Below are 21156 nucleotides of genomic sequence, written 5' to 3' on the forward strand. Positions count from 1 at the left end.
ATTCTTTATCATAAGGAATTTGCCGCTGCTGATGATCCGGTAGCTTTGAAAAAAGATTTGTTGGCGCAGTATAGGGATGAGGTGGCTAATCCTTATATCGCTAACGAGAAGGGATTTATTGATGAGGTGATAGACCCGGCGGTTACCCGACAAAAGGTTATACGAGTTTTGAAATCTCTGGAAAAGAAATCAGTAAGTCTACCACGACGCAAACATGGAAATATTCCTCTTTAAACGTAAAATGTAAAGTATGATAAAATCAGTTTTAATAGCAAACCGGGGAGAGATTGCCATCCGGATTGCACGTACTGCCAGACGCATGGGAATCGTGACGTACGCCATTCGTACCCGGAAGGAGCCGGAGACCGTGTATTTATCGTCTGTTGATATTGTTCTTGACTTCCCGGAAACGGATGGGAATGTGCCTGAATTTTTGGATATTGATCGTTTGATTTATTTGGCCCGGGAACATGAGATCGAGTCTCTTCATCCGGGGTATGGTTATTTGTCAGAGAATGCGGAATTGGCGGAACGGTGTCGAGAGAACGGGATTATTTTTATTGGTCCCTCGCCGGAGGTGATTCGTCTGATGAGTGATAAGGTGGCGGCAAAGGAGATTGCAGAACGTAGTGGCGTGCCTATGCTGGGTGCTAGCAAGGGTGCCGTTCGGGATGTTGATGATGCTCGGGAGACGGCGGATAGGCTAGGGTATCCGGTTATTATAAAGGCTGTTTCTGGAGGAGGAGGAAGGGGGATGCGTATTGTACGCAAGAAGAGTGAACTGGCTCAATTATACAAGTTAGCTGCGGCAGAGGCTCAAGTAGCTTTTAATGATCCTTCTGTTTTCATTGAAAAATATCTTGAAAGTCCGAAACATATCGAGTTCCAGATTGTTGCCGATAATTATGGGAACGTGGTTCATCTGGGTGAACGTGAGTGTTCCATTCAGCGGAAACATCAAAAATTAATGGAAGAGGCCCCATCTCCGGCTCTTGATGATCGTTTGCGGAAGAAGATGGCCACGGCTGCTGTTGCTTTGGCTAAAGCTGCGAGGTATCAGAATCTGGGAACCGTGGAATTTTTGCTGGATCGTCAAAAGCGTTTTTATTTTATGGAGATGAATACTCGTATTCAGGTGGAACATCCGGTTACCGAGGAGATTACTGGATTTGATCTGGTGGAGTTACAATTTAATATTGCCGCAGGGCGTAAGTTACCGCTCCGTCAGTCTCAAATTCGGCTCACGGGCTGGTCTATCGAATGTCGGATTAATGCTGAGGATGTACAGGCTGGGTTTGCTCCTAGTATGGGTGTTATCCGGCGATTGCGTTTGCCGCAGGGAAATCATATCCGTATTGAAACAGGAATTGCTCCCGGCTCGGAAATTACTCCTTTTTTCGATTCAATGGTGGCGAAATTGATCGTTACGGGGGAGACTCGGGAACAAGCTATCGAGCGAATGCTTTCTGCTTTGGAGAGATTCCATGTAAAGGGAATCCGGACGACAATTCCTTTTTGTAAAGCGGTTCTTCATAACGAGACTTACCGTAATGGTGATTTTGATACTTCATTTATAGAGAGTCGATTGAGTTCTCCGGTTTGGCGAGAGCCTCACGAGGAGTTGCTGGGTGCTTTGTTTGCGGTATATACATATACTCACGAGAATACACCGGAGGTCGGTCCCGACACCCGTATTGATCCTTGGGTGCTTAATAAACGAATTAGAAATTTATAATGATCGGATATGGATAACAAGGACGTAACAAAATATATAGCCCTTAGTGGCAGTAACACGGCATACGAGTTCTCCGTGAAAAATAATTACGAGTTTAGTCTGAAACGGCAAAATATGCGTATTGATTTAGTCGAAGAGGCTGATGGTTTTTTGATCCTGCTGTACAAGGGGATTCGCTATCCGGTGGAAATTGTGTCTCGCAGGCAGAATGAATACGAGATTTTACTTAACGGGGTGGCCTATACGTTTTCGGTGGAAACTCCTTTTTCTTTGAAACGGAAAAGATTGTTGGCAGGTCGGCAGGGTGAAGTCTTCGACATGACTATTAAATCTCCTATGCCGGGAAAAATTTTGGATGTATCGATAGAAGTCGGGCAGGAGATTAATAAGGGAGATACGCTAGTCGTGCTTGAGGCAATGAAGATGCAAAATGTTATCATCGCTTCTCAAAAAGGACGAGTTCGTCGGGTATGCGTGGTTGCCGGTCAAACTGTGAGTAAAGACGAGATTCTGGTGGAAATCGGGGCGTAGATACTCTCTTTCGTGAAAAGACCACTTACAAGGGTAAGGTATTCCGGTAAACGGGCATCGTTGCTCCATTGTAATTCGATGTGGAGAAGTTCGGAGGCTGTTTTGCCGATGTCGAATCCCACGGATTCAAGCGATGGGCGTATTTCTTGAGGATGGAGACAGGGAAAACCGTTTATCCGGGTACACGAGTTTAGGGGGCATAAGTGACAGGTCCCTGCATAAAAGGCCCGGCTGTCAGGATATTCATGTTCAAGAGTCAGTAGTCGAGGATCAATGATCTTCCGGGCAGATTCTATGGCTTGGAGGGAAATTGTTTTGTGCCGTTCAAGTGTCGTGCAGGAATTGCGGGTTGCCGTTTCGAATGTTATTTTAGTTCCGATAATGTACGTTTGTTGATAACCGGAGAGGTATTCGTCCATGTTAAACTCGAAAGGAGGGCAGGCCCAGCAACGGTTATAGCGTTCGCATTGCTGACAGAAAGAAATAAATTTTTCCGGATTGCGATACTCCTGAATGTATTGCGAGGTCGGGAGCGAGACGATATGGTGCGTGAGTTCATACATTTTTTATCTGGTTTATTAAACGTATTGGGGATACGGGTTATATTCCCAGAGAATTACTTTTTCCGAATGAAGAGAGGCTGGAACGTTTATCAATCTTTGGTTGGAACTTCCTCGAAAGAGCAGACCTTCCTTTCGTTTGGCCGGATCAAATCGTCCGTCGACTAAAACATCTATGTAAGGTAGAATTTGGGAAAGTCGTCTGGAATTAATAATTTCCTCGTAGCGGAAACCCGTGTAGCACCAGATATTTTTGGATGTAATGATTTTCAGTCGTTTGGCCAATTGTGTGAATCCTTCTACTTGAAATAGCGGATCTCCCCCACTGAATGTTACGTCGGAGAAAGGATTGTTTGTGATTTTCGTTACAATATAATCCAAAGAAACAGGATGGCCGTTTCGTAAGTTCCAGGATTGCGGGTTATGGCAACCCGGGCAATGATGAGTACAACCCGCTGCGTAGACGGACACCCGGAATCCGGGTCCGTCAACAACGGTGTCTTCAATAATGTCCAATAATGTAATCGTGTTAGTCATGTCTTACCCGGTCGTTTAGTTCTGCTAGTTTTGCGTGATTCCAGCGGTCAGTGGTACCTACCAGATAACCGGTAATTCTTTGTAAGCGGTCAATGTTCGTACTTCCGCATTTCGGACAGGTTTCCAAATGTGCGGAGGCATCCTCGAAACCGCAGTCCATGCAACGATTCCGGTTGTGGTTCACGGAGCAATACCCCATATTGTACCGGTCCATCATATCGACAACTGCCATAATCGTGCTTGGATTGTGGGTAGCATCCCCGTCTATCTCGACATAAAAGATATGGCCGCCCCGGGTCAAGTCGTGATAAGGTGCTTCAACCTCGGCTTTATGGCGGGCGCTGCATTTATAATACACGGGTACGTGATTGGAATTCGTGTAATATTCCCGATCCGTGATTCCCGGTAAGATGCCGAAACTTTTCTTGTCTTTTGCGGTAAATTTTCCGGAGAGTCCTTCGGCAGGAGTGGCGAGTACGCTGTAATTGTGTTGATATTTATCCGAGTACTCGTTTGCCTTGTCCCTGATATGTGATACGATGCGTAGGCCGAGTTTCTGTGCATCGTCGTCTTCTCCATGATGTTTACCGGTTAGAGCAACTAGACATTCGGCCAAGCCAATAAAGCCGATTCCGAGAGTCCCTTGGTTAATGACGTTCTCGATAGTGTCGTCCGGTCCCAGTTTTTCACTACCCAGCCAGAGAGAAGACATGAGTAACGGGAATTGCTTTACCCGGGCTGTTTTCTGGAATTCGAGACGTCGGTGCAGTTGTAAAGCCGTTAAGTCGAGTATTTCATCCAGTTTTGAGAAGAATGTTTCCACCCGGGTGGTCTTGTCCTTTATTTCCATACATTCGATGGCAAGTCGTACGATGTTTACCGTGGAGAAAGAAAGGTTACCACGTCCGATAGAGGTTTTTTCTCCGAAGCGATTTTCGAATACGCGGGTACGACATCCCATAGTGGCTGTTTCGTAGCGGAATCGTTCGGGATCATCAGCTCTCCATTGTTCATGCTGGTTGAAAGTGGCATCCAAGTTTATGAAATTCGGGAAAAAGCGACGGGCGGAAACCTTGCATGCGAACTCGTATAGATCGTAATTCGGGTCTTCCGGAAGGTAGTTTACTCCTTTTTTCTTTTTCCAGATTTGAATCGGGAAAATAGCCGTGGCTTCGTTACCCACTCCCCGGTAGGTGGAACGCAATAATTCACGGATGACACAACGTCCTTCGGCAGAAGTGTCTGTGCCGTAGTTGATGGAGCTGAAAACAACCTGATTACCTCCCCGGCTGTGGATGGTATTCATGTTGTGGATAAAAGCTTCCATGGATTGATGTACCCGGTTTACCGTGCGGTTGATGGCGTGTTGTAAAACTCGTTGTTCTCCGGTCAAACCTGATAGTTCCCGGGGAATATAGTCTTGAATTTCGATGTGATAAAGATGGTTATAGTTTTCTCCGTTTAATTCTTCCAATACTTTGACTTCTTCCACGAAACTGGAACGTACATAGGGAGCCAGGTAAAAGTCAAAAGCGGGAATCGCCTGTCCCCCGTGCATCTCGTTTTGGGCGGTTTCCAGAGAGATACACCCTAGGATGCTGGCTGTTTCGATACGTTTGGCAGGACGTGATTCCCCGTGTCCGGCAAAGAATCCGTTTCTCAGAATCTTATCCAACGGGTGTTGCACACAGGTAAGGCTTTTCGTGGGGTAATAGTCTTTGTCGTGAATATGCAAGTAGCCTTGGCGAACTGCGGTTTTCACTTCTTCGGTTAACAAGTAGTCGTCAACAAAAGGCTTGGTAGTTTCACTGGAAAATTTCATCATCATCCCTGCCGGGGTGTCCGCATTCATATTTGCGTTTTCCCGGGTAATGTCGTTGGATTTTGTTTCGATAATTTCCAGAAAAATATCTCTCGTTTTTGCTTTACGTGCAACGCTCCGCTGGTTTCGATAAGCGATATATAGTTGTGCCACATCTTTTCTGCGGCTTTTCATGAGTTCGATCTCTACATTGTCTTGTATTTCTTCCACGGTCATCTGTTCTGCCCCGCGGTAAGCGACCCGGTCGGCAATGGTGGATGCCAATTCCATATCCTCTCCTTGAGCCGTGTGGAGCATTGCCCGACGAATGGCCGCGATAATTTTTTCTTCATTAAAGCCGACAACCCGGCCATCCCTTTTTACAACTGTCTGAATCATGTCTTTCTTATTCCTTTAGTTTAGTTACAATTACATGAATTTTAATTTTGTTTTGGTTTGAGATGACTTTATGATTAAAAACGGGATGTAAGTATGTTTGAAATACCTGCGTTCCCGGCTTTTTCCTCGAAAGCCTTTGAAACCTCTGGTCTTGGCAGGTCTTCTGACTTGTTCCCGGTCAAGCGCCTTCCCGTTGGAAAACAGTGGCAATGTGATGCTTGAACGATTCAGTGAAACTTACAGCAGCGGGACTGTTCAGGATTTTCACCTGATTCCCTTTTAATCCTTGTTGAAGGAACCAAAATCTAGACAAATGTATAAATAATTTTTCTATTGGTGAGAGAAAAAATATCTTTTTTGGAAAACTTTCTTGTTTGATTTTTTCAAAAAGTTTTCCAAAAAGAATTTTTTGATCTAAGATAGTGATGCCAGCAGAGTGTTTAAATTGGATGCGAAAATTTTTACAGACATGGCAAGTAGAATGATGCCAAAGAATTTTCGTAGAATGTAAACGCCGCCTTTCCCGAGAACCCGTTCTACTAAATAGACATTGCGTAGAACAATATAGACGACCGTCATGTTAAGAAGAATGGCAATGATAATACTAAAAACGCTACATTCAGCTTTAAGTGTCAGCGTGGTTGCTAATGCCCCGGCTCCTGCGATAAGCGGAAAGATAACAGGTACGATTGTTGCCGAACCTTCCGGGCCATCATTTCTGAAAATCTCGATACTAAAGGTCATTTCTATGGCGAGTACGAAAAGCACTAATGCCCCGGCAAGGGCAAAAGAGGAAATGTCGATGTTGAATAATTTCAATAATCCGTCTCCCGCGAAAAGAAATGCTATAAATATAACGAGAGATATTCCTGCGGCTTTTTCGGCACTGACTTTTTTTCCTGCATCATTCAACCCGATAATAATAGGAGTTGATCCCGTGATGTCGATCACGGCGAAAAGTACCATAAAGGCGGTGAATATTTCTTTTATATTGATACTGAAGTCCATATTCGTATAACATGAAATTTGCGGGTTACAAGTGCTGTACGTATTTATGAAACCAACGTTAAAGAGGTGTACTGTCACTTGTAGTCCCGCAAATTTACGATTATTTTTTATAATTCCCATATTTCGGCATCGGAGGGTACGTGTATCCGTGCGGATAACGGGGCGATGCGTGTGATATTTAATAGGTGTTTATAGGTGAAGTTTTCGGAAATCGAGTTGTTCCCCCAACTTCCGCACCCGAGGGTGTTGGTCACGGGGAGCCCGTTTTGTATGGAACCTCCGGCCGTGGTAGCACACGGGGCATTCACGATCAGGCGTGATACGGAGAGTTCTGTTCCAGCCTTGATGATGTTTGCTTGATTGTTGGAGTGGATTCCGGCCGTGTGTCCGTTTCCTTCCATGAACAGATTTGTTTTGGCGATTTTTATCGCTTCATCAAAGTTGTCATAAGCGAATGCAGCCATGACGGGACACATTTTTTCTTTGCAGATGAGGTCGTCACGTCCTATTCCGTGAGCTTCTACCACGAGGACTCGGGTGTTACCCGGTACGAAGATGCCGGCTTTGCTTGCGATTGTCTGAACGGATTGTCCGACAATATCCCTGCAAATATGCCCGTCTTCAAAAAGTGCATTAACTACTTTGTCCCGATCTTCTTCGGACACGATGTATGCCCCGTGACGGCGGAAAGTGTCCATGACTTCCTGTTTGTCGTCTTTGTGATAAATGAAACTCTGTTCCCCGGAACAGATGATACCATTGTCAAAGGAGCGACCGGTGATGACTTTTTCTGCCGCTACATCGAAATCAATAAATCGATCTAGGATTACCTGTACGTTACCTGCGCCGACACCGAAAGAGGGTTTGCCCGATGAGTAAGCTGATTTTACCATGGGCATTCCTCCCGTGGCAACCACGACATCACAAGCTTCCATAAGTTCGCAAGTCTTTTCGATCGTGGGTTCCTCGATCACCTGAACTAGACCTTCCGGAACTTCAAACGGGGCAATAGCCTCGATAATAAGTTTCACGGCTGCACTAGAACATTGTTTTGCTTTCGGGTGAGGGGCTATGATGATAGCATTCTTTGTTTTTAATGCAAAGATAATTTTAGACATCGGGGTAACTACGGGATTTGTCATCGGAGTAATTCCGGCTACCACGCCAATAGGTTTAGCTATTTCGATAAGATTCGTTCTCTCGTCAATACTTAGGATTCCCATGGATTTTTTTCCTTTCAGGTTGTACCATACTCCCTTGGATTTATTCCTGTTTTTGGCTACTTTGTCTTCGTAAACACCCATTTGGGTTTCATCAATCGTAAGTCGTGCCAGTTCTTCTGCATGGTCAAAAATTGTGCGGGCGGCAGCTTTAATGACTTGATCGACTCTTTCTTGGTCGAATCGTTCATCATAAATAACTTGAGCTTTGCGGGCTCTTTCTACCATTTCTTTTATTTCCATGATATTTTTAATATAGGGTTGAATAGATTTCTTTTATTTCTTCTCTTGTTAATTCCACGTGGTTGTTAGCCAGCAGGCGTTGTTGTGTTTGAAGTACGTTGTCGGTGAACCCATCAATTTCTTCGGGTTTCATACCATAGGTGTGGAGTGGGTTTTTGGATAACAATTTACCCAATAGGTAATCGAGTTCTTCATACACGTGTTCCGTGTCGGTTCCCAGGAGGTGTGCGAGTAGCGCGTTAACTTCCGTGATGTTCCCGAAAGGTTTTTTCTTGTAATAGAACTTGAATACTTCTGTGAAGAACTGGTAATTAGCTTCCCCGTGGGGTACGTGATAGTTTCCCCCGAGCGGGTAAGATAGTGCGTGTACGGCACCCACTCCGGTGTTTCCGAATGCAATACCGGCATAATTGCTAGCAATCAGCATTTCTCTCAGGCGCTCTAGGCGATATTCCGGTCCTTGTGCGGCAATGTGTTTGAAAACGTCAATGATGCTTTCAATGGCTGCTCGACAGAATATCTGGGTGTAGGGATTTGATTTCGGGGAAACGTATGATTCTACGGCATGGATGAGGGCATCGATGGAACTGCACACGAAAAACTTGTAGGGAAGTCCCCGTACCAGTTCCGGGATTAACACGGCATCATCTGCTAGTAGGGCGTCATCGGCCAATCCCATTTTCGTGTGGCGGGATTTGATCTCGGCGATCGAAATATTGGTTACTTCGCTACCGGTGCCGCAGGTAGTGGGGAGGATCACCAATTGACGGGCTTTTTCAATGGGTATTTTGCGTTCGAAAGCATCCGTTGCATTAACGATGCCACGCAGAGTAAATAGTTTAGAGACGTCAATGACGGTTCCTCCCCCTACGGCTATCACACGGGTATAATTTTCTAGTTGAATGTCCGCGAGAATATGGTTGATCATCTCGTCGGATGGCTCTCCCATTCCGTATTGTTCTTGCATGATGAAACGACAAGGAAGGTTAAGACCACGCATGTATGGATTGTATAGGAATTCGTTCGTGATGATTAAATCTTCTTTCGTGAGATTGAATTCTTTGGCAAAGTCTGCAAAAGAGTCGAATTCACTTAAACGGGTTTTTAATTTGAATAATTGCATGATTATTTCATTTTATATTGTTTTTAGTGCTAACGGGAAACGACGAAAGAATTCTTCCGTGAGTGATTCCCTGAAATCGGGATGAGCTATCCGGATTAGGTTCTCGGCTCGTTGGCGTAAAGTTTTTCCTTTGAGGTGAGCGATTCCGTACTCCGTGACAATATAATCCACCTCGTTTCGTGAAGTCGTGACGGCTGCTCCTGCTGCTAGATACGGTACGATACGGGAAACCTTCCCCCGGGCTGCCGTGGAAGGCATGGCCAGGATGGATTTACCGCCTTCGGAGAGAGCTGCTCCCCGGATGTAATCGACTTGGCCTCCCGTTCCGCTGAATTGTTTCGGGCCGATGGTTTCGGAACAAACTTGTCCGGAAAGATCGATCTCGATACAAGAGTTGATGGATATTAATTGACGATTCTGGCAAATGATGTAAGGATCGTTTACATAGTCCACGGGAAAGAGGGCTACATCGGGATTGTTATCAACAAAATCGTATAGGCGTTGGCTTCCCATGAGGAAGGTGGCAACCAGTTTCCCCGGATGGAGGGTTTTACATTTTCCGTTGATGACTCCTTTTTGGACCAGATCGATTACCCCGTCAGAGAACATTTCCGTGTGAATACCCAGATCTTTTTTGTCTTGCAGGCATTGCAGGACGGCATCGGGGATAGCTCCTATTCCCAGCTGCAGGGTGGAGCCATCCTCGATGAGTTCTGCACAGTACCGACCGATAGCTTGTTCCGTTTCCCCGATTTTAGGCAGGGGTATTTCAAACAAGGGGTTGGAGGTTTCCACGATATAATCCAGTTCGGAAACGTGTATGTGGTTATCACCTCCAACATGAGGCATCCGGTCGTTCACTTCGGCAATCACCATGCGTGCGGCATGAGCCGCGGGTTTCGTGTAGTCGGAAGAAACTCCGAAACTACAATAACCTTCTTCGTCCGGTGTGCTGAGATGAACGATTGCCACGTCAACAGGCAGAGTTCCGTTGCGGAAAAAGTGTGGTAATTCGTGAAAGAAACAAGGAATGAAGTCTGCACGGTCTTCATTCACGGCTTGTCGGGTGTTTCCTCCCACGAAATTGGTGTTGTGCCGGAAGTGGGATAACATTTCCGGTTGAGTATAAGCTCCATCGCCAAGGCATAGCATATGGTATATTTCCACGTTATGGAAATCGTCTTTGTGTGCCACGAGAGCTTTGGTGATTTCCTGAGGAACACCTGCTGCATGGGCAAAGACAACCCGGTCGTTGTTCCGGATGGCCTTGATTGCTTTCTCGGCTGTGGTTAGTTTTTGTGTATAAAGTTCTTTCCAGTTCATCATCTATCTGTTTTATTGCGGTTGAGAATCTGACGAGCAAAGTCTAATATACCGGGATCTATTTCGTTCACCAGAATGACTTTCCCGATCTTGTTTCCCATTTGTTCCGAGAGAATGCGTTGCACGGTCTGTTCAATCGTGATTTGTGCGGCAGGGCATCCCTTGCAGTTGCCGAGTAGAGCAACCCGCACGTCTTTCTCGCGGATTTCCCGAATAACAATATCCCCCCCGTGGTCCTGGAGGAGAGGGCGAATGTGTGTTTTTATGATCTCCTCCAGGTGCTTCCACAGAGTCGTGGGGTCTTGATTATTTCCGGTTCTTACTTTCATCGATCCGGGCAATTTGTTTTGCTAATTCTTTCTTGTTTTCGAGGTTTCCTTGCCGGGCAATCATGATTCGTTGTGCTTGTGGGGAGCCGGCTCCGTGCATGGATTCCGTGCGGTAGCCTACCGCCGCGGTCCCGAGCGTGATGTTCTCGATCAGGCGAAGAATACGCATCCGGTTTTCAGTGTCAGTCCCCGTGGCTCCTTGCAGGTATTTTTTTACATATCCACCGATATACGGGTCTCTTAAATCTTGGGCTGAAGGCATGGTTACCATTAATCCCCCGGCAATATCTTCCGCGAGTCTGGCAATTTCATACGGGAAACGAGTCACGTTCTGTTTGCAGACATTGGCAAGTAGCAAATTGATCTGGTAGTTGCCCGCCAACGTGGGTTCTCCTTCTGCCGAGCAGGCGATTCCGCACGAGTAAAGGGTTTCGTTGAGGTGCATCATTTCGATGAGCTTGTCCTTGATATGGTTGGCTTTAGGTACTCCATTGTAGTCTGCGGCGAGAGCGGCAGCACCGATAAGTACGTCACCTACACCGACTTTACATCCCCCGTAGGATTGTCTGTGATAACCGGCAAAACGCTCTACCATCATGCCTGCAAATTCATATTCTTTACACATGAAAATTCGCTCGTTGGGGACGAATACATCGTCAAATATCACAAGAGCTTCATGTCCACCGAATTGTGAATTTCCCAAGTCGAGATCCGCGTCTTTTTCCATTTTGCGGGTATCGCAGGACTGGCGTCCGTAGATCATGAGTACGCCTTCCGCGTCAGAAGGTACGGCAAATGAAACAGCGTAGTCTTTATCGGATTCTTTCATGGCTACGGTCGGCATAATCAAGTGTTCGTGGGAATTGACTGCCCCGGTTTGGTGAGCTTTGGCCCCGCGAACGATAATCCCGTCCGGGCGTACTTCCTTGATGCGAAGATATAGGTCCGGATCTTCTTGTTGTGATGGAGAAAGACCCCGGTCTCCTTTCGGATCGGTCATAGCCCCGTCGACAGTGAGATCGTTGTCTTGTACATATTTCAAGTACTCTATGAAACGTTTGTGGTATTCCGTTCCATGAGCTTGGTCAATTTCGTAAGTGGTGGAGTAAATGGCGTTGAAGGCGTCCATTCCAACGCAGCGTTGGAAACAAGCCCCGGTTTTCTGTCCGACTAAACGTTGCATCTTTACCTTGTTGATCAAGTCTTCGGTGCTTTGATGCAGGTGGCAGAAACGATTAACTGTTTTTCCGGTAAGATTGGATTTTGCCGTCATGAGCGTCTTGTACTCATCTTTTTCAGCCAATTCATAAGTCATGGCCACTGCATTCATGGACGGGCGGATCATCGGGTGATCTACGGGATTGCTGATTAGTTCTCCCATGAAATAGACCTTCAGGTTTAGTTTCCTGAGACTCTCAATGTACTGTTCTTTTGTCATCATGATCTTTGATATTTTATTAGTTGTAATATTTTGAATAAAGAAAAATTGCAGTAAATAAAAGCCGTTTGCTGTCTGTTACAGGGGAGAATTTGAAGGGAAGAAAGTGAGAAGGGAAAGGATACAGAGGATCGAGGCGTATGTTTGCCGTTGAAGGGGTAACATTCGCTGTCTCTCGTTGCCATCATAGAGAAACATTTTCTTTTTCTCGTTGAAAAAGAATTAATTACGTCAGTATAAATATACTCACGCTGTAATGCTCCTTTGTTCATAATGTTCCATCCCGGGGGACGTCAACACAATTTTATTTTTATGAATAACTTCGCACATCTCCTTTACCCCAAATCCCCAGAGTAACGGATTTATATTTTGTCAGGCAGGTCTTCTGACTTGTTCCGGAATTCGCGGCCTTCCCTTTTCTTGTTGAAAAAGTGACCATTAGAATGCGAAAACCTTTTTAAGAACTTACAGCTGAGGGCACAGTCCCGGATTTTCACCGGATTCCCTATTCAATCTTTTCCCTTGCAGGGGGAAGAGATCACCATGACGTCACAAAGGTATATAAATATAATTGTATTCCTACTTTTTTTCTGTAATTTTTTAATGGATGTAAAAAAGCTTAGTCCGTTAATTTGTTAATGAGGTCTTGATGGAGACGTGTAGAAATTCGAGAGAATAGGTAATAATGATTTAATGGTGGTAAAGTCTCAAAGAAGAAATTTTCTATATAAGAAAAGTGACCGGAATTTGCTCCGGTCACGATTATGATGTTTGGTGAAGTTTATTTTCCTCGAATAGCCGTGATTCCCGGTAACTCTTTTCCCTCGATGTATTCGAGCAGGGCACCACCTCCGGTGGATACGTAGCTGACCCTGTCGGCCAAGCCGAATTGGTTGATGGCGGCAACAGAGTCGCCACCCCCGATTAAGGAGAAGGCGCCGTTTGCTGTGGCTTTCACGATGGCATCAGCAATGGCCTTGGTTCCCACGGCGAATTTTGGCATTTCGAATACTCCCACGGGGCCATTCCAAAGGATTGTTTTGGATTGCTCGATGACCTTGGTGAAGGAAGCAATACTTTCCGGGCCTACATCCAATCCTTCCCATCCATCGGGAATTTCCATGGAAGGAACGATCTGGGTGTTGGCGTTATTGTCGAAAGCGTCGGCAGCGACAGTGTCGGTTGCCAATACAAGATTTACACCTTTTTCTTTGGCTAGTTTCATGATTTCAAGAGCCAGGTCGAGTTTGTCTTCCTCGCAGATAGAATTGCCGACATGACCGCCTAATGCTTTTTTGAACGTGTAAGTCATTCCACCGCCCAAGATGAGGTTATCCACCTTATCCATGAGGTTCATGATAATATCGATTTTGGATGAAACTTTGGAGCCTCCCATGATGGCCGTGAACGGGCGGGTAGGGTTGTGCATTACTTTATCCACGCTTTCCAATTCTCCTTGCATGACGTAGCCGAATAGTTTGTCATTCGGGAAAAATTTGGCAATAACAGCGGTGGATGCGTGAGCCCGGTGGGCTGTCCCGAAGGCATCGTTGATCCAAACGTCGGCTAAAGATGCCAGTTTTTGAGCGAAATTCTCGTCTCCTTTTTCTTCTTCTTTGTAGAATCGAAGGTTTTCCAACAGGAGAACTTCTCCCGGTTTCAGGTCTGTTGCAGCTTTTACCGCACTTTCCCCGATGCAGTCATCGGCGAACTTCACGGGTACACCTAACAGTTCTTCCAGGTGTTTCTGGATATGTTTTAATGAAAATTTGTCTTCCGGTCCGTTTTTCGGGCGTCCGAGATGAGACATCAATATTACGGAACCTCCTCCCGTCAACACTTTCTTGATCGTGGGAACGGCTGCCCGCATACGGGTGTCGTCCGTGATCTCGAACTTTTCATTTAAAGGTACGTTGAAGTCTACGCGGATAAGCGCCTTCTTGTTTTTAAAGTTGTAATTATCAATTGTCTGCATAGCAATTGTTATTTTAATGAGTAAATTACTTAATCAAAAGATAAAGGTAAGGATAAAATTATTTAAACCAAAAAATATGCAGGAAGGAATTTAGTGGATGTACAGGATGAAAAAATGTGGGTGAAAATTTGTATCACTCACGGAAAATTTGGATTTTTACCTTCAATAAAAATGTGCATGGTAGTGAATAGACTATTAGCTTGGTGAGAGAAGACAAAATTAGCAAGAATGAGACGAGTTGTAATCATAATATGCATGGGGATAACAATTTTGTTTTTGTTGTCTTCTTGTCGGAAAAATGAGAAAGCGAAAACAGCAGAATTGTGCAGGGAGTTGGAGAACTCTGTGATGTTATCGCCTGCGTTTGATTCTTTGGTAAAGGTGTCTATGGGGTTACCTAATTTTTTCCGTTCGAAAGTATTGTTGACCGCGGGAAGTTGTTATTCCACTAGGGTGGAGCAGATGCAACAGGCTCGGATTTACTTACGGGAGGCCTACCGGATTGCCCCGCGGGACGTGAAGAATTTAGTGGCGCTGGAATTAACCCGGCTTTACGGTTCTTTGATTTTGCGGGATAGTTGTGTGGAAGAGGCCATTCGTTTTATCAGCCGGGTGCCTTCTAAGGTGGTATTTACCCGGGAGGAAGAGGCTAAATTCTATTACTTGGGAGCTTGTTTTTTTAAATCGATCGATATAGACCGGGCTTTTAAAGCCGTGGATCAGGCATTGTCGTTGTATCGGGGACTTTCGGATACGGAGGGGGAGATCGAGGCTTATCGCTTGAAAGCAACTTTATACGGGGTCTTGCAAGAATATGAAGAACAATATGCTTGTTACGAGGAGGCCTATCGCCTTTTACGACGATCAAGATTCCGGGATAAGGTGAAACCTTTTTACGAGCAGATGGCGGCAAGCCTGAAAAAGTTGGGAAGGCATGAGGAGGCGTTACTCTGGTATGAAGAGGTTTTAAAGGAATTGCCGGATTCAAGTAGGCTTGGACGTTACGGGATTCAGGTAGCCGAGGCTTATTCCGGGTTGGGGTATCACGAAAAGGCTCGGGAGATATTGAGGGGCGGGTTGGTGAATGAAAAACGAGGTGGAATGCGTAACGTGTTGCTCACTCGTGTAGCCGAATCTTTTATCCAGGAGGGACTTCGGGACTCGGCTTTGATGGCGTTAAAAAGTGCGATTGACTTCTACGAGATATATGCTCGTGAAAATCAATTGAAGGTTCCCGGTGTGATATTCATGAATTATTTAAGGTATGGGCGTTGTTTGTGGGAGATGGGGGAAAAGGATGAGGCTGTTGCGTATTTGGAAGATATTAGTTATAAAAAAGCAGAATCTCCGGAGAGTCAATTGGCTCAGGCCCGGGTGTTGGAATTGTTGAGTGAATATCACGAGGATATGGAGAACCGGCAGGCGTTTTGTGACGTCTTGCATCGACGGGATTCAGTTTTGGAGTTGTACGATTCCTTTTATGATAACGGACGTTATCGTCAAGTGTTGAAAAAATACAAGAATCAAAAATTTCTGCGGGAGATCGAAGAGATGAACCGGAAACAGGAGTCTGCCAATTGGTGGTTGGTGCTGGCATTACTTGTGACCGTGGGACTGATCGTTTCGGCCTTGATATATACCTGGGTTTCGTGGGGAAAAGAACGAGAGTATAATAAGAGAAAATAGTATTTATGGATAAGCACGAGATATTCATGCGGAAAGCGTTGGAAGAAGCCCGCTTGGCTGAAGAAGAAGGGGAAATCCCGGTTGGAGCAGTAGTCGTTTGTAAAGGTCGGGTAATCGCCCGGGCCCATAATCAAACCGAGCGTTTGAATGATGTGACGGCACATGCGGAGATGCTTGCCATCACGTCCGCGACTTCTTTATTGGGAGGAAAATATTTAAATGATTGTACCCTGTATGTCACGTTAGAACCGTGCGTCATGTGTGGTGGTGCGCTTGCTTGGGCTCAATTGGGAGAATTGGTGTACGGGGCTGCCGACCTGCATCGGGGGTATGCCCGGCTTTCTCCGTCCGTGTTACACCCGAAGACAAACGTGGTTACCGGAGTTTTAGAGGATGAATGTGGAGAATTGGTAAAAAATTTCTTTGCCAGAAAAAGATAATTAATTTATTCTCCATTTACCATTTTCCGTTTTCAATTGTTTTGTTGTACATTTACGAATTGAATAGATTGTTATTAATGAAATAGTACATGGGTAATTTTGATATAAGGACCGGGAATGTGCCAGATAGTGAGAAAGAACTGGAGAAGGCTTTGCGTCCGTTGAGTTTTAGTGATTTCCAGGGGCAAAAGAAGATCGTGGATAATCTGGAAGTCTTCGTGGAGGCGGCGAAGATGCGGGGTGAATCTCTGGATCACGTTCTGTTGCATGGCCCTCCCGGATTGGGAAAGACAACCTTGTCGGCTATTATTGCTAACGAGTTGGGAGTCGGGATTAAGATTACTTCGGGTCCGGTGTTGGATAAACCGGGTGATTTAGCGGGGTTGTTAACTAATCTGGAGCCGAATGATGTGTTGTTTATTGACGAGATTCACCGGTTAAGCCCGATCGTGGAAGAGTATCTTTACTCGGCGATGGAGGATTTCAAGATTGATATTATGATAGATAAAGGGCCGGCTGCCCGATCCGTGCAGATCCAATTGAGTCCTTTCACGCTGATCGGGGCGACCACGCGTAGCGGCTTACTGACAGCCCCGTTGAGGGCGCGTTTCGGTATCAATAGTCACTTGGAATATTATGATCTCGACGTGCTGACGGGGATCGTGGAGCGCTCGGCAGCTATTTTAAGAACAAAGATCACGAGTCAGGCCTCGAAAGAGATCGCGTCCAGAAGTCGCGGGACGCCTCGTATTGCTAATGCCTTGTTGCGTCGGGTACGGGATTTTGCCATGGTGAAGGGAAACGGGGTGGTTGATCTTGAAATCACGACCTTTGCGCTGGAGGCTTTGAATATTGATAAGTTCGGGTTGGATGATATGGATAATAAAATCCTGTTGACGATTATTGATAAGTTCAAAGGGGGGCCTGTCGGTTTGACCACGATTGCAACCGCGGTCAGCGAGGATCCGGGAACCTTGGAAGAGGTTTACGAGCCGTTCTTGATCAAGGAAGGTTTTCTGAAAAGAACTCCCCGGGGACGTGAAGTGACGGATTTGACCTACAAGCATCTGCGAAAGAATCGACGAACGGATGACTGGCAAGCCACGTTATTCTAGCTAATTCCGGAGGATTGGGAAAACGGGAAGTGTTGGATAAAATGATAAATTCAAAAGTTTTATTAACGTTAAAAGTGGGCGAAAGCGGGGTTTTGACTTGTTTAATTTGCGGTTTGGATAAAATTTTGAAGAGGATCAATGAGTTATATTTTTGTTAAATAGTATTAAGCCTGTCAATTGTTAAAATGGATTTGTTAAATTTGCGTGTATGAGAAAGCAACAGATAATCATATTAGGAATTGTGTTTGGTATATCCTTGCTGGGATTGATTATTCTCCAGACCAGTTATTTCCAAACGGCTTACGAGGTGAAGAAGGAGCAATTCTTCTACTCGGCTAACCGGGCCATGGATGATATGGTCGATTATATCCGCAAGCAGGAAGAGGCGGGAAGGCTTTCTGAAAGCAGGAATCTGTCTGAGGTCAGAAGTCGGGGAGTGGAGATTGATGCCCCGATCTATATTGACCCGAAACGTCCGATTGCCGTGAAAAATGATCCATCGGCAGTTGCTAATTCGATGCTTAATTTGATTGATGATGATTCGGAGGTGAAGGATGTCAGTGAGTTTGTGGGAAGTAAGTTCAAGGAGGATAATTTGGCCACTTCTATCTCCAAGTTGCAACAAGCCATGAAGGAACGGACCGGGGAAAACTACAGGTTTGTACCGGAAGGGAAAGAGGATAAACACGTGATCGAGGGGCGGGTAGATTTGAATAATCTATATGGTTTTATCGGTAACACGCTGACAGATGCGGGTATCCGTTCCCGTTTTGAATTCGGTATTAAGGAAAATGGTAAATTTATTTTGACTTCCAAGAATTTTTTAAGTCATGTCTCGGATGATGTGACGCTTAGCCGGAAGATATTTCCGGGTGAAAGCTCATCGGCTATCCTGTATCTGAAGTTCCCGGACGCATCATCTGATACGGCAGGTTCCGTGTGGATGGTTCTGCCCGGGGTACTGATCACGATTGCTATCGTGTTTTGTGCCGTGTTCTGTCTGATCGTTATTGTCCGGCAGAAAAAGTTGTCGGTTATCAAGAATGACTTTATTAATAATATGACGCACGAGTTCAAAACCCCGATTGCGACAATTTCTTTGGCATCCCAGATGTTGAAGGACGGGGCGGTGACGAATACCCCGGAGACCATTGACCGGGTGGCCACGATTATCCGGGATGAGAGTAAACGTTTAACTTTCCAGGTGGAACGGGTGTTGCAAACGGCCTTGTTCACGGAAACCCGGATGAAACTAAAGCTAAAGAATATAAATATTAATCAGTTGATTGAAGATTTATTGCCTAAATTTAGCTTACGTGTGGAGGATAAAGGGGGTAAGTTCTCCGCTTATCTTGAGGCGGATCAAGATGAAGTGCTTGCGGATGAGGTGCATGTGACAAACATGATTTCCAATCTCGTGGATAACGCGATAAAATATTGTGTAAAACCACCAGAAATTACCATTTATACTCGTAATAAAGATAAAGAAATTATAATAAGTGTCATTGATAATGGCATAGGAATTGCTAAGAAAGATCAGAAGTTGATCTTCGAAAGATTCTATCGTGTGTCCACGGGGAATTTGCATGACGTGAAGGGATTCGGCTTGGGACTATCATATGTGAAGAAAATCGTTGAGGCTCATGGTGGAAGGATAGACGTGGAAAGCTCCCTTGAAAAAGGTAGTTGTTTTGACATCATTTTACCTTTAACCGTAAAAAAGCAAAAAATAAAGAGAACCTTATTTTTCTAAATTCGTATATTTTTACAGAGAATTAAAAAATGAGAATTATTTAAAACAACATAGCTATGGATGAGAAAATTAAAATTTTATTGGCAGAGGATGATACCAACTTGGGTATGCTTCTTAAAGAATATTTGAGAGCTAAAGGTTTTGAGACCGTTTTATGTGAGGATGGAGAGATTGCATATGAAAGGTTTTTGAACGAACCGTTTGACATTTGCATTTTCGACGTGATGATGCCTAAAAAAGATGGTTTTACGCTTGCGAAAGAAGTTAGACAGATCAATAGCGAAATTCCGATTATTTTCTTGACGGCTAAGTCGATGAAAGAAGATGTGTTGGAAGGATTCAAGTTAGGAGCCGATGATTATATGAGCAAACCTTTCAGTATGGAAGAGTTGTTGCTTCGTATCGAGGCTGTCTTGAGAAGATCAACCGGGTTGAAACCGGAAGACGAACAAGAGATCTTCAAGATTGGTAAGTTAACATTCAATTCTAAGAAACAAACCTTGTTTGACGGGGAAGAAGAACAAAAATTGACCACGAAAGAGTCTGAGTTACTTCGTCTGTTGTGCTTGAATGTAAACAAGGTATTGGAGAGAAACTACGCTTTGAAGAATATCTGGGCTGACGACAATTACTTTAATGCCAGAAGTATGGATGTTTATATCACGAAGTTACGTAAACATTTGAAGAAAGATCCGTCGGTGGAAATTATCAATGTTCACGGAAAAGGATATAAATTGATTCTTTGATGATAAAAAGGGGATTCGGAAGAGTCCCTTTTTTGTTGGAAGTTGACAGGTTTCAAGTTGCAAGTTAAAAAGTTTCTATGTAAACTTGCAAACGATAACAAGTCAACTTTTGTTTTATAGTTAAGGACAATAATTTTAAAGAGATGAAAATAGCGATAGCATGTGACCATGCCGGTTACGAGTACAAGGAACGGTTGGTGAAATACCTTCGGGAAAAAGGTCATGAAGTAAAGGATTTCGGTGCTTATTCTGCCGAGAGTATGGACTATCCGGATACAGCTCATCCGATGGCTGCGGCCGTGGAGGCTGGTGAATATGAAAGAGGAATTGCCATTTGCGGAAGTGGTAACGGCATTTCCATGACCGCCAATAAGCATCAGGGTATTCGTTGTGCTTTGTGCTGGAACATGGAACTTGCAGCTTTGGCTCGTCAGCATAATAATGCGAACGTGGTTGGATTGCCTGCTCGTTTTATTGCTTACGAGGAAGCTCAAAATGTGGTAGACGTTTTCTTGTCAACAGATTTTGAAGGTGGTCGCCACCAAAGAAGGGTGGAGAAGATTCCGGTAAAATAAAAGGGTTGGAAGGTTCATAAAGTTTATAAGGTCTATAAAGTTCCTGGTCCCCCGAGGGGCGCTTTGTCTATGACAGCTTGAGCTGCCGTTAAACCATTGTCCGAAGGACACCCGTTACTTTATAGACCAGTAATGTGGCCAAAAATAGTTGGTAACATTTTTCCAATTAAAGCTTATCTTTGAATAGTAAAGTCGAAGAGGAAACAGGCACTGCTGGGGAGCAACCTGCCAGAAATAGACTTTTCAGATTATACAGTAAAAGGGTACCACCTCAACGTGGTACTCTTCTTTCTTCTCCTTTTGCCACTTTTACTGGTAATCTTTCATGTCTAGGAAAACCCAGTTCCAGTTTGGTTTTTAAACCATATGTACCATCGTAAAAAATTTTTGAAATGTTCTCTTGATAAACCCCTATGAAACGAGATATCATCTTTCAGGTGAGAAAAGAACCCCTCTAAACAATTCGTCGTGCGAGGGATCCTGGTGTTGTTCAGGTAGTGGAACATGCAAGGCAAGGCATTCTTTATGGTGTTATAAGCACTGTACAAGGCCTTGTGCGTGCGCCACATCCTTCCGCTCTGTTCATTGTATGTTTGGTGGAATAGATACTCGCTGGTAT

Annotated in this window: 19 protein-coding genes and 2 riboswitches; of the genes, 9 read left to right on the forward strand and 10 right to left on the reverse strand. The window is 44.8% G+C overall.

Features of this window, described 5'->3' with window-relative positions; all coding sequences use genetic code 11:
* From AB5542_RS18390 to AB5542_RS18400, 3 genes are all read left to right on the forward strand, one after another.
* Positions 1-234: carboxyl transferase domain-containing protein (locus AB5542_RS18390; protein WP_368243316.1), on the forward strand; the 234-nt coding region annotated here is incomplete at its 5' end.
* A gap of 16 nt (positions 235-250) precedes the next feature.
* The gene (locus AB5542_RS18395; protein WP_279038316.1) at positions 251-1735 is read left to right on the forward strand and encodes an acetyl/propionyl/methylcrotonyl-CoA carboxylase subunit alpha; all 1485 of its coding nucleotides are present in this window, start codon (positions 251-253) and stop codon (positions 1733-1735) included.
* A 9-nt stretch (positions 1736-1744) separates the two neighbouring features.
* Positions 1745-2266, forward strand: a complete 522-nt coding sequence (locus AB5542_RS18400) for an acetyl-CoA carboxylase biotin carboxyl carrier protein subunit (RefSeq protein WP_087419594.1) — start codon at positions 1745-1747, stop codon at positions 2264-2266.
* On the opposite strand, the gene AB5542_RS18405 is transcribed toward AB5542_RS18400, so the two are convergent.
* The 10 genes from AB5542_RS18405 to AB5542_RS18450 all read right to left on the reverse strand — a co-directional run bounded on the left by AB5542_RS18405 (position 2221) and on the right by AB5542_RS18450 (position 14222).
* On the reverse strand, positions 2221-2829 hold the full coding sequence (locus AB5542_RS18405) for a DUF2284 domain-containing protein (RefSeq protein WP_279038315.1): 609 nt from the start codon (positions 2827-2829) through the stop codon (positions 2221-2223). The genes AB5542_RS18400 and AB5542_RS18405 overlap by 46 nt on opposite strands.
* Positions 2830-2844: 15 nt before the next feature.
* The gene (nrdG, locus tag AB5542_RS18410) at positions 2845-3363 is read right to left on the reverse strand and encodes an anaerobic ribonucleoside-triphosphate reductase activating protein (protein ID WP_279038314.1); all 519 of its coding nucleotides are present in this window, start codon (positions 3361-3363) and stop codon (positions 2845-2847) included.
* Positions 3356-5563: an anaerobic ribonucleoside triphosphate reductase gene (locus tag AB5542_RS18415; RefSeq protein ID WP_279038312.1), complete on the reverse strand. Its 2208-nt coding sequence runs from the start codon at positions 5561-5563 to the stop codon at positions 3356-3358. Before AB5542_RS18415 ends, nrdG begins: the two co-directional genes overlap by 8 nt.
* A gap of 135 nt (positions 5564-5698) precedes the next feature.
* Positions 5699-5881: riboswitch (cobalamin riboswitch) on the reverse strand.
* A gap of 96 nt (positions 5882-5977) precedes the next feature.
* Complete coding sequence (locus AB5542_RS18420; RefSeq protein WP_027200273.1) at positions 5978-6571, reverse strand: MarC family protein; 594 nt, start codon at positions 6569-6571, stop codon at positions 5978-5980.
* A 107-nt stretch (positions 6572-6678) separates the two neighbouring features.
* The gene (locus tag AB5542_RS18425) at positions 6679-8034 is read right to left on the reverse strand and encodes an aldehyde dehydrogenase family protein (RefSeq protein ID WP_279038311.1); all 1356 of its coding nucleotides are present in this window, start codon (positions 8032-8034) and stop codon (positions 6679-6681) included.
* Between the two features lie 7 nt (positions 8035-8041).
* A complete protein-coding gene (locus AB5542_RS18430) occupies positions 8042-9157 on the reverse strand; it encodes a 4-hydroxybutyrate dehydrogenase (RefSeq protein WP_279038309.1) in 1116 nt (371 codons plus the stop codon).
* 12 nt (positions 9158-9169) lie between these two features.
* Positions 9170-10480 carry an acetyl-CoA hydrolase/transferase family protein gene (locus AB5542_RS18435; RefSeq protein WP_270543289.1) on the reverse strand — a complete coding sequence of 437 codons (1311 nt, stop codon included), beginning with the start codon at positions 10478-10480 and terminating at the stop codon, positions 9170-9172.
* Positions 10480-10809: a NifU family protein gene (locus AB5542_RS18440; RefSeq protein WP_279038307.1), complete on the reverse strand. Its 330-nt coding sequence runs from the start codon at positions 10807-10809 to the stop codon at positions 10480-10482. The genes AB5542_RS18435 and AB5542_RS18440 overlap by 1 nt, the downstream gene beginning before the upstream one ends.
* Positions 10787-12250 (reverse strand): 4-hydroxyphenylacetate 3-hydroxylase family protein, encoded by a 1464-nt coding sequence (locus AB5542_RS18445; RefSeq protein WP_279038305.1) that lies wholly within the window; start codon positions 12248-12250, stop codon positions 10787-10789. The genes AB5542_RS18440 and AB5542_RS18445 overlap by 23 nt, the downstream gene beginning before the upstream one ends.
* A gap of 354 nt (positions 12251-12604) precedes the next feature.
* A riboswitch (cobalamin riboswitch) is annotated at positions 12605-12808 on the reverse strand.
* Between the two features lie 220 nt (positions 12809-13028).
* Positions 13029-14222, reverse strand: a complete 1194-nt coding sequence (locus tag AB5542_RS18450; protein WP_279038303.1) for a phosphoglycerate kinase — start codon at positions 14220-14222, stop codon at positions 13029-13031.
* Between the two features lie 228 nt (positions 14223-14450).
* Between AB5542_RS18450 and AB5542_RS18455 the strand changes: the two genes are divergently transcribed.
* From AB5542_RS18455 to rpiB, 6 genes are all read left to right on the forward strand, one after another.
* Positions 14451-15908, forward strand: coding sequence for a tetratricopeptide repeat protein (locus tag AB5542_RS18455; protein ID WP_279038302.1), 1458 nt, complete (start codon positions 14451-14453; stop codon positions 15906-15908).
* A 5-nt stretch (positions 15909-15913) separates the two neighbouring features.
* A complete protein-coding gene (locus AB5542_RS18460) occupies positions 15914-16348 on the forward strand; it encodes a nucleoside deaminase (protein ID WP_279038301.1) in 435 nt (144 codons plus the stop codon).
* 89 nt (positions 16349-16437) lie between these two features.
* Positions 16438-17463 carry a Holliday junction branch migration DNA helicase RuvB gene (ruvB, locus tag AB5542_RS18465; RefSeq protein WP_279038300.1) on the forward strand — a complete coding sequence of 342 codons (1026 nt, stop codon included), beginning with the start codon at positions 16438-16440 and terminating at the stop codon, positions 17461-17463.
* Between the two features lie 208 nt (positions 17464-17671).
* The gene (locus AB5542_RS18470; protein WP_279038298.1) at positions 17672-19216 is read left to right on the forward strand and encodes a sensor histidine kinase; all 1545 of its coding nucleotides are present in this window, start codon (positions 17672-17674) and stop codon (positions 19214-19216) included.
* A 56-nt stretch (positions 19217-19272) separates the two neighbouring features.
* Entirely contained in the window at positions 19273-19962 is a 690-nt protein-coding gene (locus AB5542_RS18475; protein ID WP_027200284.1) for a response regulator transcription factor, read from the forward strand.
* A 143-nt stretch (positions 19963-20105) separates the two neighbouring features.
* On the forward strand, positions 20106-20537 hold the full coding sequence (rpiB, locus tag AB5542_RS18480; protein ID WP_087419608.1) for a ribose 5-phosphate isomerase B: 432 nt from the start codon (positions 20106-20108) through the stop codon (positions 20535-20537).
* The last annotated feature ends 619 nt before the right edge of the window (positions 20538-21156 follow it).

Source organism: Butyricimonas sp. RTP31003st1_G1_RTP31003_210430 (genome assembly GCF_040920905.1).
GTDB lineage: Bacteria > Bacteroidota > Bacteroidia > Bacteroidales > Marinifilaceae > Butyricimonas > Butyricimonas paravirosa.